The 18,277-nt window shown below is 37.0% G+C and carries 17 protein-coding genes; 2 read left to right on the top strand and 15 right to left on the bottom strand.

Annotated elements, in window-relative coordinates:
- Position 1: 1 nt before the first annotated feature.
- A complete protein-coding gene (recR, locus tag Q763_RS00585; RefSeq protein ID WP_035129873.1) occupies positions 2 to 622 on the bottom strand; it encodes a recombination mediator RecR in 621 nt (206 codons plus the stop codon).
- Positions 623 to 699: 77 nt separating this feature from the next.
- On the opposite strand from recR, the gene Q763_RS00580 reads away from it, so the two are divergent.
- Positions 700 to 2,211 (top strand): sodium:solute symporter, encoded by a 1,512-nt coding sequence (locus Q763_RS00580; protein WP_035129870.1) that lies wholly within the window; start codon positions 700 to 702, stop codon positions 2,209 to 2,211.
- Here the strand turns inward: Q763_RS00580 and Q763_RS00575 are convergent.
- Positions 2,186 to 2,554, bottom strand: a complete 369-nt coding sequence (locus Q763_RS00575; protein WP_035129867.1) for a CoA-binding protein — start codon at positions 2,552 to 2,554, stop codon at positions 2,186 to 2,188. The genes Q763_RS00580 and Q763_RS00575 overlap by 26 nt on opposite strands.
- 77 nt (positions 2,555 to 2,631) lie before the next feature.
- Entirely contained in the window at positions 2,632 to 3,738 is a 1,107-nt protein-coding gene (locus Q763_RS00570) for a carboxypeptidase-like regulatory domain-containing protein (RefSeq protein WP_035129864.1), read from the bottom strand.
- Positions 3,739 to 3,853: 115 nt separating this feature from the next.
- Between Q763_RS00570 and Q763_RS00565 the strand changes: the two genes are divergently transcribed.
- Complete coding sequence (locus Q763_RS00565; protein ID WP_035129862.1) at positions 3,854 to 4,486, top strand: MarC family protein; 633 nt, start codon at positions 3,854 to 3,856, stop codon at positions 4,484 to 4,486.
- 42 nt (positions 4,487 to 4,528) lie between these two features.
- Here Q763_RS00565 and Q763_RS00560 read toward each other — a convergent pair whose 3' ends face one another.
- The 12 genes from Q763_RS00560 to eno form a co-directional block, all read right to left on the bottom strand.
- On the bottom strand, positions 4,529 to 5,770 hold the full coding sequence (locus Q763_RS00560; RefSeq protein WP_035129860.1) for a sulfate adenylyltransferase subunit 1: 1,242 nt from the start codon (positions 5,768 to 5,770) through the stop codon (positions 4,529 to 4,531).
- A 2-nt stretch (positions 5,771 to 5,772) separates the two neighbouring features.
- Positions 5,773 to 6,666, bottom strand: a complete 894-nt coding sequence (gene cysD, locus Q763_RS00555; RefSeq protein ID WP_035130632.1) for a sulfate adenylyltransferase subunit CysD — start codon at positions 6,664 to 6,666, stop codon at positions 5,773 to 5,775.
- Positions 6,667 to 6,677: 11 nt separating this feature from the next.
- A complete protein-coding gene (locus Q763_RS00550) occupies positions 6,678 to 7,391 on the bottom strand; it encodes a phosphoadenylyl-sulfate reductase (RefSeq protein ID WP_394331002.1) in 714 nt (237 codons plus the stop codon).
- Entirely contained in the window at positions 7,366 to 7,635 is a 270-nt protein-coding gene (locus Q763_RS00545; RefSeq protein ID WP_052123165.1) for a DUF2061 domain-containing protein, read from the bottom strand. Before Q763_RS00545 ends, Q763_RS00550 begins: the two co-directional genes overlap by 26 nt.
- An 80-nt stretch (positions 7,636 to 7,715) precedes the next feature.
- On the bottom strand, positions 7,716 to 8,129 hold the full coding sequence (locus tag Q763_RS00540; protein WP_035129856.1) for an RrF2 family transcriptional regulator: 414 nt from the start codon (positions 8,127 to 8,129) through the stop codon (positions 7,716 to 7,718).
- Between the two features lie 2 nt (positions 8,130 to 8,131).
- Positions 8,132 to 9,067, bottom strand: coding sequence for a citrulline utilization hydrolase CtlX (gene ctlX / locus Q763_RS00535; protein ID WP_035129853.1), 936 nt, complete (start codon positions 9,065 to 9,067; stop codon positions 8,132 to 8,134).
- A gap of 21 nt (positions 9,068 to 9,088) precedes the next feature.
- Entirely contained in the window at positions 9,089 to 10,003 is a 915-nt protein-coding gene (locus Q763_RS00530; RefSeq protein ID WP_035129850.1) for a dimethylarginine dimethylaminohydrolase family protein, read from the bottom strand.
- A 176-nt stretch (positions 10,004 to 10,179) separates the two neighbouring features.
- Complete coding sequence (locus tag Q763_RS00525; protein ID WP_035129847.1) at positions 10,180 to 11,463, bottom strand: citrate synthase; 1,284 nt, start codon at positions 11,461 to 11,463, stop codon at positions 10,180 to 10,182.
- 316 nt (positions 11,464 to 11,779) lie between these two features.
- The gene (locus Q763_RS00520) at positions 11,780 to 13,912 is read right to left on the bottom strand and encodes a T9SS type A sorting domain-containing protein (RefSeq protein WP_035129844.1); all 2,133 of its coding nucleotides are present in this window, start codon (positions 13,910 to 13,912) and stop codon (positions 11,780 to 11,782) included.
- 103 nt (positions 13,913 to 14,015) lie between these two features.
- Positions 14,016 to 14,777, bottom strand: coding sequence for a LytR/AlgR family response regulator transcription factor (locus tag Q763_RS00515; protein WP_035129841.1), 762 nt, complete (start codon positions 14,775 to 14,777; stop codon positions 14,016 to 14,018).
- A 1-nt stretch (position 14,778) separates the two neighbouring features.
- Positions 14,779 to 16,752, bottom strand: coding sequence for a tetratricopeptide repeat-containing sensor histidine kinase (locus Q763_RS00510; RefSeq protein WP_035129838.1), 1,974 nt, complete (start codon positions 16,750 to 16,752; stop codon positions 14,779 to 14,781).
- 170 nt (positions 16,753 to 16,922) lie between these two features.
- Positions 16,923 to 18,218: a phosphopyruvate hydratase gene (eno, locus tag Q763_RS00505; protein WP_035129836.1), complete on the bottom strand. Its 1,296-nt coding sequence runs from the start codon at positions 18,216 to 18,218 to the stop codon at positions 16,923 to 16,925.
- Positions 18,219 to 18,277 lie beyond the last annotated feature (59 nt).

Raw genomic sequence — 18,277 nt, 5'->3', positions numbered from 1 at the left:
CTTAGTGATTTTTTAGACTATTTTCAAAAGGCACCCTGTGGATAATACTTCTCCCTAAAGTAACCTCATCGGCAAACTCCAGTTCATCACCTACAGATATACCTCTGGCTATAGCCGAAAGCACCACATCACAATCTTTTATCTGTTTATAGATATAAAAGTTAGTAGTATCCCCTTCCATAGTAGAGCTAAGAGCAAAAATAAGTTCTTTTGCCGTACCGTTTTTCACCTTTTCTACCAGTGTGGGTATATTGAGCTGGCTAGGCCCTACACCATCTATCGGAGATATCTTCCCTCCCAAAACATGGTATATACCCTTAAAGAGTCCGGTATTCTCTATAGCCATTACATCCCTTATGTCCTCTACAACACAAACTATCGATTTATCTCTGGAAAGGTTACTGCAAATCTCGCATACCTCCACATCAGATATGTTATGGCATTCCCTGCAAAACTGAATATCATCACGCATTTTTAATATAGCATCCGTTAAGTGTTCTGTCTGTTCCTTCGGTTGTTTTAATAAATGTAATGCCAGCCTTAAGGCTGTACGTTTTCCTATACCCGGTAACTGAGAAATTTCAGCCACTGCCCTTTCCAATAATTTTGAAGACATTTCCATAAATGCAAATGTACAAAACCTGTAAATTGTGAGTATATTGTAATATTTTTTATTTGTTTTGTATATAAACTAATTCTATGCAACCAATAACCATCTTATCCATAATAATAGTATACTTTGGAGTATTAATAGCCATATCAAGGCTGGTAAGTAATAAAGACAGCGGTAACGATGCCTTTTTTAAAGCCAATAAAAACTCAAAATGGTATCTGGTTGCATTTGGTATGATAGGCACTGCCCTTTCGGGAGTTACCTTCATATCAGTTCCCGGAGAGGTAGGCTCACCAAACGGAGAACAGTTTAAATACTTTCAGTTTGTACTGGGTAATGCAATAGGATTTATACTTATTGCAAAAGTATTACTCCCCCTCTATTACAGGCTAAATCTTACATCTATTTATGGTTACATAGAAAAGCGACTGGGCCAGTATAGCTATAAAACGGCAGCAATGATTTTTCTGATAAGTCGAACGATCGGCTCGGCGTTTAGGTTATACTTAGTAGTTATTGTATTGCAACGTTATGTGTTTGACGCCTTTGGGGTTCCGTTTTGGGCAACAGTATTAATATCCCTACTATTAATTTTTGCTTACACTTATAAAGGCGGATTGAAAACCATTATTATTACCGATACGCTACAGACCTTTTTTATAGTTTCATCGGTATTCTTTACCATATATTTTATATGCGACAGTTTAGAGCTTAGCCTACCAGAAGCTTTTGAAACCGTTAAGCAAAGTAATTATTCCAAAATATTCTTTTTTGAAGATTTCATTACCAGCCGTTACCATTTTATCAAACAGATTTTAGGCGGAATATTTGTTACCATAGCCATGGTTGGACTCGATCAGGATCTTATGCAGAAAAACCTGAGCTGCAAGAACATTGGTGAAGCCCAAAAAAACATGTTTACCTTTACAGGTATTTTTGTTGTGATTAACCTTTTCTTCCTTGGAGTTGGAGCTCTGCTATATATTTATGCCAATAAAAACGGATTAAGTGTACCTACTGTTAACGGCATACCAAGAACCGATTTGCTTTTTCCTGAAATTGCTTTCCATCATCTGTCACTGGTTCCTTCAGTAATTTTCCTGCTTGGGCTTACGGCAGCCACATTTGCCACTACCGATTCGGCTTTAACAGCACTTACCACCTCTTTTTGCGTCGACTTTCTGGGCATGGATAAAACAGAAAATGCTAACAAGCCTAATATAGTACGAACAAGACACTGGGTACATATCTCATTCTCCTTCCTTATGTTTTTGGTTATTATAGTATTTAATGCTATTAATGATGCCTCTGTAGTAAGTATGATATTCAGGATTGCTTCTTATACTTATGGTCCGTTACTTGGCCTGTATGCCTTTGGCCTTATCATGAAGAAGCTTACATTAAAAGATAAACTTACACCTCTAGTATGCATCGCCTCGCCATTTATAACCTTACTGCTTAGTATGAATTCAAAATTGCTGTTTGGCAACTATGTGTTTGACAACGAACTGATAATTATAAACGGGCTAATTACATTTATACTATTACTATGCATAAGTAAAAAAGCTGAACCTAGTAGTTCCCCAGCGACAGCATAACAAGAGTGCAGGCAACCTCTACCTCAATATTATTCTCTTTAAGCAGTGCATAAAATTCGGGGTTTTCTGTACCGGGGTTAAACACCACTCTTTTAGGTTTTAACCCAATAATATAGTCATAGTATTTTTGCTGATTCATCGGGTTAAGATATAGTGTAACGGTATCTACCCCGTCAAAATCCACGAGTTCTTTTTCTATATGTAACCCGTCAAGATTATCTTCCTTTTTTCCTATAGCTACTACAGGATGACCATGCTGTTGCAGCATTTTTACCGCCCTGTAAGCATACCTGTCGGGATTAACGGAAGCTCCCATAACAAGTGTTTTCTTTTCTGTTTTCATAACAATAACTTTTATACCAAAAGTACGCAAAGAATACCTTTATTCATATGGTTTTAGCCAAACGATAACATACCGCATTAATCAGCAGTGTAAGTATAATCTGCCGGTAGCATGTCACCCACTTTCAGTTCACCGAAATACCCTCCAAAAATAATACTGGATATTGGCCAGAACAGTCCGTTTTCACCTATATAAAAATGATCTGCATTCAATTCAAAAAACGACTGGTTTACCTGATCCTGCAAAACAGCAAACCGTATTTTTCTTTCTTTGGGAGCTTGTAAAGCTTTTTCCGCTTCACTGCTACTCATTCCTGTCATCCTTACACTTACATGCCTTTCCAGTATTTTTACTGTAGTTTTTAAACAGGTTACTTTTTTATAATCAAGAGTATCGGTTACCTTAAAATAATCAGCAGGATTAACAGGCATACTTTCCACAAACAAACCATAATGTTCTTCAGTCCATCTGTTACTTGCTATGGTACGCATAAAATGCAGTAATGAGCCCCTATAAACCTCATCTCTTTTTTTCTTGATATTCTCCTTTTCAGACACATCCTTAAAAAAACTTGTCCCGGCATAATAACTGGTTTGCATTGAAAACGGTGAAAGTGTCTTCTTTGTGTAATGCACCTGAAAATCTACCAAATCAAACTCCACATTATACTTTAATCTTTTATTCTGAATACGAATGGGCTTATCCGATTCTGCTCTTAGCGTATTTGTAGCAACCTCATAATAAAGCCTTATATCATCCTCATTAAGTATTTTACAGGAATTCCCCGCTTTGGTTTTCCCTAAAAACTGGTCCCTGAAAACGGCAAGCATTTCCTTTCTGCTAAAAACCGTTTCACCACTAATTACGAGTTCATCCATTTTAATGGTATCTTCTTTTAAAGTCACCTTTATTTTAGTTTCGTAAGAAAACGGATTCTGTATTATTGCAGTCTGGTATCCTATATACTTTACTACTAAAGCTGCAGATAACTGCTGACCTACATTTATGGTAAAAGCACCTTCAGAATCAGTACTGGCTGAGTAGGTAGTACCATCAAGATAAACGAAAGCTCCTTCAAGCGGAAAATCTCCGGCAGCATCATAGACATAACCCGAAACACTCTGGGCCATAACCGGAATCTGCATTAAAAGCAGTATAATAAATGGTAATATTTTTGTTCTCATAGCGTGGTTTTGGCATTAAAAATAACGAAATTATTAATGCTATAATAAATACATGGCTTCGCAAAGCCCATATTTTCTTATTAAATTTACCCTGAAATAAAACAAACAACCTTTCATGGAATTATTCATTTACATTTTTGCCGCACTCTTTTCAGTAATCAACCCGCTTGGAGCAGTACCTATTTTTGTTGGACTAACTCAGGATGACTCAATAGTCGAGCGTTCGCGTATTTCTTTCTGGACAGCCATTAACGTTTTTATCATACTTATTATCTCCTTCTTTATAGGGCAGTATATTCTTGCCTTTTTTGGAATTAGTATAGATGCCCTTCGTATTGCAGGAGGACTTATCATTGTGAATTCGGGGTTTGCACTGTTAACAGGAAAGTTCAGTAAAACAAGAGGTGTAAATAAAAAAGTAGCAAACGATGCTCAAAAAAGAAATGACATCGCCCTTACCCCATTAGCAATTCCTATGCTTGCCGGTCCTGGATCTATGTCACTACTTATAGCACTGTATCAGGATTCTCCAGAAATATCACAAAAGGTTATTACCTGTGTAGCTATAGCAGCAGTTGCCGTAGTTATATTTTTAGTGATGCGAAGTGCTCATTACCTTTCCAGAATACTGGGAGCATCGGGTATTGTAGCTATATCAAGAATAATAGGTTTTATAGTAATCGCCATAGGTATACAATACATAAGCAGTTCGGTAGTAAATATACTGAGTACAATATCACTAAAATAAAAAAAGCCCCGCAATTGCGGGGCTACTTATTTATAAAGACTCTTAATCCGAAAAACCAACTCCAACGGTGTTGTTAGTTTGCGGATCTATTAAAATAAAGGCACCATTAAGCCTGTTATTTTCAAAAGCATCAAGAAAAGCCGGAGCAGCTGTTTTTATAGCCACTTTAGCAATATCATTAAGTTTGAGGTTTGTCGCATCGTGTAATTCTTCAGGATTTTCCGGCGGGATAACCGCTTCAATCTGTTGAAGTTTACATTGCACTACCCTAGTACCTGCCTGCAGTAAATATCTACCACCCGGTACCGACTGCTTCTCATCAAGCCAAACCAGTTTTGCACTTATTTCTTTTGACAATAAACAATCTTCTTCATTTTTAACCAGTATCATCCCGCGACTTACATCCACATCATCCTTAAGCCTTAACTGAATTGACTCACCTGTTTTCGCCTCCTGTTGGGTATTAGTAAACCTACGAAGTTCTACTACTTCGCTTTTTATACCGGACGGTAATATAGTAACCTCATCTCCTACCGATACACTTCCGCTAACTACCCTACCGGCATAAGCCCTGTAGTCTGTAAACTCTTTATTCTGCACATGTAGTACCTGCTGTACATCAAACCTAAAATCGGCCACTTCGGCCTCACCCGGTTTAATGTTATGCAGCACTTCCGATAGGGTGTGCCCGCTATACCAGGGCATATTATCAGAATGATGTACAACATTATCTCCCTTAAGTGAACTTATAGGCAGTATATGAATATCAGGCTTGTAGCCAAACCTCGATGTCATTTTATTGATCTCGGCAGCAATAGTAAGGTAAACATCTTCACTATAATCTACCAAATCCATTTTATTGATACATAGCACTACTGTTTTTAAGCGCAACAGATTACTAATAAAGTAATGCCTGTAGGTTTGTTCCAGTAGTCCTTTCCTTGAATCAATAAGTATAATTGAAACCTCAGAGTTTGACGCCCCGGTAACCATGTTACGGGTATACTCTACATGCCCCGGGCTATCGGCTATGATAAACTTTCGCTTCTGTGAAGAGAAGTAAATATGGGCTACATCAATAGTGATACCCTGCTCTCTTTCTGCAATAAGGCCATCTGTAATAACCGAAAAGTCAAGATCCTCAAGACCTTTCTCTCTGGTTTTTCTTTCTATTAATTCTTCCTGTTCTATAGTAAGTGCATTACTGTCGTTCAAAAAACGTCCAATAAGCGTACTCTTGCCATCGTCTACACTTCCGGCAGTATTAATTCTAAGTAAATCCATAATTAAAAATACCCTCCTTTCTTTCTTTGTTCTAATGCTGCCTCAGATCGTTTATCGTCTATTCTTGCACCACGTTCTGATGATTTGGAAGATTTATTTTCAAACATAATATCCGGTATCGTATTGGCTTCAGATACAAATGCTGCCGTACAGGTCATATCTCCTACTGTTCTGAAACGTACTGTTGTTTCAACAATCTCATCGGTATCTACCAGATTAAGATAGTCAGAATGCGCAAGGAAAGCCCCGTCTCTTTTAACCAGTTTACGCTTATGGGCAAAATATATACTTGGCAGGCCAACACCTTCCTGAGCGATATAATTCCATACATCTTCCTCTGTCCAGTTGCTTATAGGAAATGCCCTTACATTTTCTCCAAAATGAATTTTACCATTAAGGATATTAAACAGTTCCGGACGTTGCTTTTTTGAATCCCACTGACCAAAATCATCTCTCACAGAGAAGATACGTTCTTTAGCGCGTGACTTCTCCTCATCACGCCTTGCACCACCCATACAGGCATCAAAACCAAACTCCTCAATAGCATCCAGTAACGTTACCGTTTGTAGGGAATTACGACTGGCATACTTACCGGTTTCTTCCTGAACCTTTTTCTGGTCTATACTATCTTGTACATAGCGTACAATAAGTTCTACTCCCAGCTCCTTTACTAACTTATCCCTAAACTCAATAGTTTCCGGGAAGTTATGCCCTGTATCAATATGCAGGAACGGGAATGGTATTTTTGCCGGATAAAAAGCTTTTTGAGCCAACCGTGCAAGTGTTATGGAGTCTTTACCTCCTGAGAAAAGCAGTACCGGTTTTTGAAACTGAGATACCACCTCCCTTATTATGTAAATACTTTCATCTTCTAATGTCTTAAGATGTGATTGTATATATGTCATGATTAATAATTTTTATCCTGATGAATATGTAGTCCGCACTCTTTTTTTCCGTTTTCCCACCACCAGCGTCCGGCTCTGAAATCTTCGCCTTCAGCCAGGGCTCTGGTACATGGTGCACAACCAATGCTTAAAAAACCTTTTTTGTACAAACTGTTCACAGGAACTTTATATTCGTTTATTTCCTCTTCTACCTGTTTAAGGGAATAATGCAATAACGGATTGTATTTTACCAACTGGTTAGCCTCGTCCCATTCTAAAAACTCCATACTCTCTCTGTTTTGAGACTGTTCGGCTCGTAATCCTGTTATCCATAAGCCGGCTCCCTTAATAGCCCTTTGCAACGGCTTTACTTTACGCATGTAACAACACGACTTTCTTTTCTCTATACTGTCGTAAAACCCGTTTATACCGTTAGCAGCTACATATTGCATTATATCTTTCTCCTCAGGGAAAAAAGTTTCAATATGCAAATCAGGATATTTTTTCTGGGTTTTATGAAACACTTCATACGTTTCATTAAACTGCCTGCCGGTATCTAATGTAAATACCGAAAGCTTCTCAAAATGTGGGGCAACATAATGCGTTAGCAGCTGGTCTTCTATACCAAATGATGTAGAGAAGACTTTTTTACCTTCAAAATTCTCCAAAACAAATGCCAGGGCATCCTGTATAGTTTTACCCTGTAACTCTTTATTCAGATACTTTAACTTCTCCATTTTCATCATTCTTTCTGGTTAATTTGACCCAAGCTCTTTCGTGTAAAAAGTAAAGGAACATTTTAGACATTACCTCTACACTTCCTATTGAAAATGCAATTGTAATATCTCCAGTCAGTATATAGGAAATAATCATAGTATCGATTGTTCCTACTATACGCCAGGTAATAGCCTTTATAGCCGAAACCCTTGGCCCCTCCTTTAGCGGAAAGATTTTTTTAGCCCTTATCAAATCAAACAACATATTGTAATATCTTTAATTTCAGGACAAATATACTATTAGTCTATAGAAATACTAGACTAATAACAAAAATTTTTTTATTGTTATAATTTCGCTAAGTCATATAAGGACTTTTGCTGCAGTAAACTTAGGGTATTGTCCCTTACCTGAGCCATAAATTTATTCAGGTTACATTTTGCTTCATCAGGACAATCATCACATTTTTCGTAGTAATTAAGGCTAACACAAGGTAACATAGCAAGAGGTCCGTCTAATACCCTGATAAGTGTAGCAGCTGTAATTTCGTTGGGGTCTTTTAGAAGATAGTATCCTCCACCCTTTCCTTTTTTGGACCCTAATATTCCGTGTTTTTTCAAATCAAGCAATATAGCCTCAAGAAATTTTTTAGGTATACGCTCGTTATCCGAAATTTCGGAAATAAGGACAGGCTCTGTACCCGAATGCTTCGCAATGTAGATAAGAGCCTTTAATCCGTATTTTGTTTTTTTAGACAGCATATTTATTCTTTAGTTAAAAACACCTCGGCCATCATACAACGGGCACTTCCGCCACCACAGGCCTCAATAGTATCTAAGCTTGAACTTAAAATCTCTGTATGTTTTTCAATTTTTGCAATCTGGTCTTTTGTTAAAACCTGATGAGCCGAAGCACTCATAACGAGATAACTCTTATTATTATTGCCTCTAACCTGTAACATATTTCCTGCAAAATGGTTTAGTTGCTGCTCTGTTAAAAGAATAACTTCTTTCCCGTCTGACTTAAGGTTATCCAGCACCATTTTACGCTCTTTCTTGTCATCAATACAGTCAGCACAAATAACTGCAAAAGTTTCGGCTACACACATCATAACATTAGTATGATAAATGTGTTTACGCTCACCGTTTACTGTTTGGAATGCCTCAAATATAACCGGAGTATACTCAAAGTCTTCACAAAACTCAATAAACAGCTCTTCTTCCGCCCTTGGAGACAGCGCACAGTAAGCTTTTTGGTTTTGCCTGTCAAGCACTATACTTCCTGTACCTTCAAGGAAAATATCATCTTCCTCTGCCGATGTATAATCTACTATATTCTCAATAGGAAAACCTTTCTCTTCCAAAAGATCAAGTATATCTTCTCTTCTTTCTAAACGTCTGTTTTCAGCAAACATTGGATAAAGCGCCACATCCCCATTTTCATGGAATGATACCCAGTTGTTAGGAAATATCGAATCGGGAGTATCAGGGTTCACTGTATCATCCACAACAACAACATTTACCCCAACAGCTCTAAGCTTATCTACAAAAGCATCAAACTCCTGCTGTGCTTTAGCGTTTACCGTATCCGGCAAAAGGTTATCCATCACCTTTTGGTAATAGTTATTTACCGCGGTTTGCTCATTCATCCTGAAAGCAACCGGACGTATCATCAATATAGTATCAGTAATCTGTCTCATAGTGTAAATTTACGGATATTATTAATCCCTTATAAGCGGTAATGTTGAACATCTTAATAATCCTTCCTGTTTTGCGATTTCGGCATAAGGAACTTCTTCCACTGTAAAGCCTTTTTCAAGAAGCCATTTTTTTAGTCTTGTAAAGTTCTTTTCAATCACAACAACATCAGGAGCTATTGAAAACACGTTAGAATTCATATTATACATTTCCTCTCTTTCTATATGGAAAAGGTTTTCTCTTCCAAACAGGTTAACAAGATACATATAATCTGCCTCTTCACGGAAACCGCTTTTGTATATAATACCTTTATCTGTACCAATAGGCTGGAAACAACAATCAAGGTGAAGTGCATTATCTCTTGGTTCGATTTTAGACTTAACCAAATCAAACTCCTTAACTATTTTATTAGGGAAAAGCTCTTTTATGTAATTTACCCCCTGCATATTGGTACGGGCAGTAATATAATCTTTATAATCGCTACCCTTGTAGGTACCTATAAATATATGATCGTTCCAGGGCATAACATCTCCCCCTTCAATATGAACCTCTTCCGGAGGACGCACTACTTTAGCAGGGTCTATCTGGTCTATCACATACTGTATAGCTTCCAGCTCTCTCTCCCTATCAGGTAGTATATTGGCTTTTATAAATACATCTTCAATAACAAACCCAATATCACGACTAAATATTTGGTTGTAGTTCTCTATAATTTCAGGTCTATAAACCTTAACGTCATACTTTTTAAACACTTCATTAAAGGCTTCCATTTCATTGACCATATCCTCTTCTACCGGATAAGTACCGGCAAGTATATGCTCCAGTGATTTAGGATCGTAAGCTTCGTGTACCTGTGGTGTAGGTCCGTTACTTACAGCTGTCCCTAATATTACAGCCCTTAATCGTGATGTTTCGTTTTTAATGTTCAGATTCAACATGGTTTCTGGCTTTTTGGCAAATATAGAAAATGCCCCTTAATTATAAACATTTACCACGATGTTAGTTTAAATATTATCAATTTTTCAACAGAGCATATCTAATTTTACTACAAATTGACAATATACCAACAAAAAAGTCCTGCAATGCAGGACTTTTATATATCATACAGGATTGATTACCTGTTATTAATATCAGTAAAATCTCTAAGCGGACTTCCGGTATAAACCTGTCTTGGACGACCGATAGGCTCTTTGTTTACTCTCATTTCTTTCCATTGAGCAATCCAACCCGGTAAACGACCGATTGCGAAAAGAACTGTAAACATTTCTGTAGGTATACCCATAGCCCTGTAAATGATTCCTGAATAGAAATCTACGTTAGGATATAGGTTTCTTGATTTGAAGTACTCATCTTCAAGAGCTGCTTTTTCTAATTTCTTAGCGATATCAAGTACCGGATCATCTACACCAAGATCTGCAAGAACTTCATCTGCAGCTTTTTTGATGATTCTTGCTCTTGGGTCAAAGTTTTTATAAACTCTGTGACCGAAGCCCATTAAACGGAATGGATCGTTTTTATCTTTTGCCTTAGCAAGGAATTTCTCAACATCTCCACCGTCTTTCTGGATAGCCTCAAGCATTTCAAGTACTGCCTGGTTAGCACCACCGTGAAGTGGTCCCCAAAGTGCAGATACACCCGAAGAAATTGAAGCAAATAAACCTGCGTGTGACGAACCTACCATTCTTACTGTAGATGTAGAGCAGTTTTGTTCGTGATCAGCGTGAAGGATAAATAGCTTATCAAGCGCATTAACCACAACAGGATTCATTTTATAAGGACCTGTAGGAAGCTCAAACATTAAACGCATAAAGTTCTCTACATACCCTTTAGTGTTATCGTAGTAGTTTAACGGATAACCCATATTTTTTCTGTATGTCCATGTAGCAATAACCAGGAACTTAGCCATAGTTTTACATACTGCCTCATACATTTCTTTTTCGTTATCTACATTAACTGATTTAGGGTTAAATGCAGTAAGCGCACTTGTTAAAGATGCTAACACTCCCATTGGGTGAGCTGTTCTTGGGAAACCATCAATGATGTTTTTCATTTCCTCATTAACAAGCGTGTATTTTCTTATGTCATTCTCAAATTTCTCTATCTGAGCAGCAGTAGGAAGTTCTCCGAAAATTAAAAGGTAGGCTACTTCCAAAAAATTAGACTTTTCGGCAAGATCCTCAATTGAGTAACCTCTGTAACGTAATATTCCCTGTTCACCATCTAAAAAAGTGATATTACTTGTACATGAACCTGAGTTTTTATACCCCGGATCTATAGTTATGGCGCCGGTTTCGCCCCTAAGTTTATTAATATCGATAGCTACTTCATTTTCAGTTCCCACGATTACCGGAAACTCATATTTTTTGCCATCAATTTCCAATATAGCGATATTTGACATGATGTTATTTGAGTTTATTTTTGTTTGTAAAATTATATTCCTGCGAATTTAATAAATTACAATTTATTTAGGAAGTAAATTACTTATTAAAATCGTTAAATCTGCAGATAAAAAACAAAAGTTATTAGTTTGAAGCTAACAATATTGAAAAATATGCAATATTAATACCGTTTTTAGTGTTAAAAATCTATTTTTTAATTATCCAAATAACACTAAACCATTAATTATCTGAAAGTTCGCTTTTATCAGAAACAAGAAATAAAAGGCCGGCATTTAAAAAACACCGACCTCTCAACATGAAGTTTACTTTTATCGTTTATTCTTTTATCACTTTTTCAACCTTAACCCCTTTATCAGAAGTTACTTTAAGGAAGTAAATACCTTTGGCTCTCATTGCGATATCTATAGTAACCTGAACGTCGTTTGGCATTACTGTCTGTAACAACCTTCCCTGAATATCATACAGACTCACAGAGCGCAGATTTACATCTCCCTTAACACTCAACACATCTTTTGCCGGATTAGGATACACCTTAATTGAATTATCTTTTATAAAGTCGTCCAGTCCCATTATATCCTCAAACTCAGTTACCGCCTGATTAGTCGCTACCGGAAGATTATAATCAAAATAAATACCGGCTTCATTCATTACATTATCGCCTTCCTGTAAATCCTGTTTCGATTTTAGTTTGAACAGTATATTACCATGATCGGCAGCATTAAGGTTTATATTATCAAATATAAATTCAATAACATTATCCTGAATCCTGGCTTCTACCTGATGCGAGCTGTTTAAAATCTGAATTGAATTAATATCAAAATCAGCTTCATTTATAACATGTTTCACAACCACAAAAGATGCGGGAGCTGTACCTGTATTCTCAAAATTAACCACATAATGCAAATAGTCACCTATTGCGTTTGAAGGTAATGTTTCTCCTTCAATACAAATGATATTATTAGGATCAAAGGAGCCTACAACAGTTTGATTAAATATATATTGGTTATTATTAGGGTTTTCATCTGTACCTCCGTCTATATTTGCTGTAAATGGCAATACATCATCAATATTAACAGCAGGTGTATCTGTCGGACTGTTTACATGTAAGGTCATTAATATCTCCCTGTTCTCAAAAGGCTGCAGGTTTGTATAATTCCATCCATAAACCCCCGGAGCTATATCATCGGCCATCGGATTTAAAACAAGTGGTGTAAGTGTTTCATAATCCCATTCACACCCCACAGTACCCGATACAACCTGATTACCTTTGTTTTTATACACTATTTTATAAATAGCATCAAATCCCGGTCTTGCCGGAGTTATAGGAACCATAACCACCTCTACATCGTTGTGAACCCCATTTGGCTCTATACAAAAGTTTTGAACTGAAACCGAATTATCTACAACAGGAAAGTTTACATAAGCAGGAGTTACCGTAAACCAGTTATCCTCAAACTCAGGAACCACTGTAAAATTACCATCCTGAGTATAAAAACTATACTCCCCGTTTACACCTGTAAAAGTATAACCACCTTCAACACCATCATTAATACTCAATTTCACAAAAGGGTAAGGAAAATCTTCCGGACCACAACCATCACTATCAGCATCAAAAACAGCTGTACCGGTTATAGTATTATAATCACCTCCGGGCGTAAAAGTGCAGTACGTACTCACAACAATATTCTCTATACCGTCAACCAATTCAATTTGTGATAATTCATCTTCATCAATACAAATAAAATTAAGCTGTGGGTTATTGTTATTTATGTGAATATTTGACGGACTGGGAATAATAGCTCCATTCTTTATACTAATTGTTTCTAACACATCATTATATGATAAATTAATATATGTCACCAACGGCGCGTCACCTAAATCAAGATTAACCAATTCTGTACCTGAAAGAGCCAAGCTATATAGATTTATCATGTCAGAAAAATCTAAACTTGTTACAGGAACACCTTCTAACTCAAATTCCTGCACTCCTGTTACACCTGTAAGATCAATAGTCTCAAGATTGGTATCTGAAATATATACTGTTTGAAGATTGAACAAACCTGAAAAACTTAAAAACCCTAGACCGGTCCCTCCATCACAATTAAAATCTTCTAAATTAATTAAACTCGACAAGTCTAAATAAACAAGATCGCTATTATTGGCACACTCTAAACTTCTCAAATTAGTGAAATATTCCAAACCCGTAGCATCTGCCATTCCTGCACTAAACAAGCTTAATTCCCAAACCAGAAGCGCTTCACTTTCCTGGATTTCATAATCATTATTCTGGTCTATTTTAATTGCAACACCATTCTCATCCTTAGCTATATTATTAGTTGTATTTGCCGATAGTAGTTTATTCTTAAAATTAGCATCGGGTATATTCACTATCTGGGCACTGGCAATACCCGAAAACAAGAGTAATAAGTAAAGTAGTTTCTTTTTCATGTTAGTTTATGTGTGTGGTTAATCGGTTTTTCAAATATATTTTATTCTGTTTCTCAGCACACCGGTCGTTTAGAATTTGCTAACTCCCAGTTAGAATTCGTCTCTACATTGACTTTAATAGCTCCTGCAGGCGTTCTTTTTTACGCTGACTGATTGGCAAATGGCTATTATCAGCCATAACAGCATAACCTCCGTCTTTCTTGATATATGATTTTAAATAAGCCAGGTTTATTAAATGCGACTGATGTATACGTTCAAAACCGTGTTCAGACAATAAATCTTCATACTCCTTAAGCGTTTTAGCTATCAGTATAGGCTTACTGTCTTTTATATAAAACTTAGTATAATTATCCTGCGATTCACAACGAATGATATCCTTTACCTCAAAAAGATGAATTCCGTCGGAAGTAGAAAGCGCTATCCTTTTAAACTTATCCACCTTCTTGCTTATATTCTCCAGCAACAGGTCAATATGCGCATAATTATCAGATGCCGACAGTGTCTTTTTTATCTTATCGACCACATTATTTAAATCTTCGGGATCTACCGGTTTAAGCAAATAATCCAGAGCACTAAAACGGAATGCCTTTACTGCATACTGTTCGTGTGCCGTAATAAACACCACATGACAGGACAACCTACCTTTTCGCTGCATTACCTGTTCCAGTATATCAAAACCGGTTCCGTCACCCAGTAAAATATCCAGAAACACCACATTGGGCTGATGGTATTCAATGGCACTAATACCTGTTTTCACACTATCGGCCTCACCTACTATTTCTATATCCGGAGCATAAAGGGACAATAGTCCTTTCATACCGTTTCTTAAATTACTGTCGTCATCTATTAGTAAAGCTGTTATCATATTAGTTAGTTGCGTACTGTATTGGTAAATTTAAAACTATCCTTGTCCCTCCTGATTGTCCTTCGCTTGTCATCATATCCTGAATTTCAACCTTTGAGGTTTTTGAGGTAAATGCCTGAATTACTTCCAGCCTTTTACGGGTTATCTCCAAAGCCATTGACTTATGTACTGTAACCGAATTGACTTTCATTTCTTTCGATTTGGTAAAGCCAATACCGTTATCGGTAACCGTACAAATGAGCTTTTCTCCATCTAAAGCAAAATCAACCTTTATAACACCCTTTTCCTTTTTAGGAACCAGACCATGCAAAATAGCATTTTCCACAAACGGCTGCAACAATAATGGCGGAATAGCCATATCATCTTCAATATCGGGATCTTTTGTTATAGTAAACTCAAAGAGGTTGTTAAACCTAAGCTGCTCCAGTTCGAGATAATTACGTAACCCTTCAATCTCATTATCAATCGGAATCAGTGATTCTTTAGAGTACTCCAGTGTAAGGCGCATTAATTTAGAGAACTTGGATAGATACTTTATCGCTGAATCAGTACCGTTTTGCACAATGAAACTGGATATAGAACCTAAACAGTTAAATACAAAATGCGGATTCATTTGCAAATGGAGTGCCTTTTGCTCATACTCTGCCAGTTCCTTTTGAAGTGTAAGTGTTTTTTTTAGCTGACGCCTGTTAGACACTAAAAAGACTATTCCGAAAAGTAACAGGATAAACAGCACCACAAAGAACATCTGTTGGTTATGGCGTTTTACTTCCTCATTATAAATCGCCTGCTTTTTATCGGCCTCAGCCTTTTGCATTTCGGCCTTGCGTTCCATTTCATAGTTCATTTCTTCTCGAACCATGTTTTTAATATTCTCGGCATTATTAATACTATCCTTAGCCTTTTCAAATTTCTTATAGTGAATCAGAGCCTGCTTATAATCACCTTTTTTCTCATACAGTTCGCTTATACTCTTTTCAGACGATTTTATCTGCTCAAGCACCCCTATTTCTTCTGCATAGACAGATGATTTCCCTAAATACTCCAGCGCCTTAGCATCATTACCCTGTTTCGCATAAAGATCACCAAGATAGGCCAGCGATGCAGACGCGCCATATTTCTCGCTTACATCCTCAAAAACATTCAGTCCTTTATAATAATTTTCCTCAGCCCTTACATACATACCCGTCTTCTCATAATACTGCCCCATAGCATTGTATAGCTCTCCCAGACCTCTTTTGTTTTCGTGATCATTAAATATCGTTAAAGCCTCCTGGAAAGAAGCCAATGCTTCTTCAGGTTTGTTTTCAAGAAGATAAATATTACCGATATTAGTAATGGTTATTGCACTAGTACTATCGCTAATTTCTTTTTGTATGGCAAGTGCTTTATTAAAGTATTCCAAAGCTTTATCATATTCCTTTTGGGCTTTATAAACAATACCTATATTGTTATACAACCTTAATACTATTTCCTGTTGCTTTGCTTCCTTATAAAGTTTAAGCGCTTTAAAATAATATTCGAGCGAACCTGCATAATTATTTTGTTCTGAACAAACTATACCTATACTCCCGTAGGTTTTAGCCAAATTTGCCTTTATTTCATCTTTTTTATCTGCTGATTCAGGCAAGAGTTGTTCAAAAATATCCTGAGCATTGGTAAAGCTCTTCAAAGCTTCGGTATACCTGCTCAGCATAATATTTGCATTACCTAAGTTAAACCAGGCCTCCCCTTCATCTTTCCTGAAGTTTTTCTGCTTAGAAAGCTTTAATGCCTTTTGAGCATACTGCATCATCAATTCCGGATTGTTTTCTACATATTCTGACGACACTGCATTAAGCAGTTCTGCCTTCTTTTTGTCTGTAGAAGCTTTATCTAACTGATTTAACAGACTATCCAGCACCCTGTTTTGGGAAAAAGCAGTACAGTTAAACAGAAATAAGGCTATTACGGCAAGGGTTTTTAAAAACTTCATATGCAACACATTAATTGTCATTAACAAATTTATGATTTCAATTTGATTTATTGACAGCAGATGAGTATTTGAAGCTTTTGATTTAGAATTTGTATTAATCGAATAAAAAAAGCGCCTCCGTAAATACGAAGGCGCTTTTGCACAAGCAAAGCTTAAGTAAGCTTATTGTATTATCTTTTAACTTTAAAAGCTCTTTCTTTAGGGAAGTAAGCCACTTCGGCAAGTTCTTCTTCAATTCTAAGAAGCTGGTTATACTTCGCCATACGGTCACTACGTGAGGCAGAACCTGTTTTAATCTGTCCGCAGTTAAGCGCAACAGCTAAATCAGCGATAGTATTATCTTCAGTTTCTCCCGAACGGTGAGACATTACAGATGTATACCCTGCATTGTGAGCCATATTCACAGCTGCGATAGTTTCTGTAAGTGTACCAATTTGGTTTACTTTAATAAGGATTGAGTTAGCAATACCCTGCTCAATACCTCTTGATAAACGCTCTACGTTTGTAACATATAAATCGTCACCAACAAGCTGAACTTTATCACCTATTTTCTCTGTAAGGTATTTCCAACCCTCCCAGTCATCCTCATACATACCATCTTCAATTGAGATGATAGGGTATTTACCTGCAAGTTCTGCAAGGTAATCTGCCTGCTCCTGAGAAGTTCTCACTTTACCTTCGGCACCTTCAAATTTACTATAGTCATATTTACCGTTTACATAGAACTCAGATGCTGCACAGTCAAGAGCAATCATTACTTCGTCACCAAACTTGTAACCTGCATTCTCTACAGCTTTCTTAATTGTATCAAGAGCATCCTCAGTACCACCTGCAAGATTTGGAGCAAAACCACCCTCATCACCAACAGCAGTACTTAAACCTCTGTCATGAAGTACTTTTTTAAGGTTATGGAAAACCTCTGTACCTATTTGCATTGCATGAGTAAAGTTGTTTGCTTTTACAGGCATAATCATAAACTCCTGGAAAGCAATAGGAGCATCTGAATGTGAACCTCCGTTAATGATGTTCATCATTGGAACAGGAAGTGTATTAGCAGAAACACCTCCCACATATCTGTATAACGGCATACCCAGTTCGTTTGCTGCAGCTTTTGCCACCGCAAGAGACACACCAAGAATAGCGTTAGCTCCTAAGTTTGATTTATTAGCAGTACCATCAAGCTCAATCATGGATTTGTCTATAGAGTTTTGTTCAAAAACAGACATCCCAACTATCTCACCTGCAAGTTTTGTATTTACATTCTCAACGGCTTTAAGCACGCCTTTACCCATATAAGACTTACCGCCATCACGCAACTCTACTGCCTCGTGCTCTCCTGTAGAAGCTCCTGAAGGAACAGCTGCCCTACCAAGAATACCATTTTCTGTAATTACATCAACTTCTACTGTAGGATTTCCTCGAGAATCCAGTATTTGCCTAGCGTGTACTTTAATAATAATACTCATTATATAGTTTTTAGTTTGTTATTTTCTTAGTTAACCAAACAAATTTAAACATTTTGAAA

This window comes from Flavobacterium beibuense F44-8 (assembly GCF_000769915.1).
Classification (GTDB): Bacteria; Bacteroidota; Bacteroidia; order Flavobacteriales; family Flavobacteriaceae; genus Flavobacterium; species Flavobacterium beibuense.
Note: the sequence above shows the minus strand (reverse complement) of the source record. Positions and strands in the feature narration are given on the sequence as shown.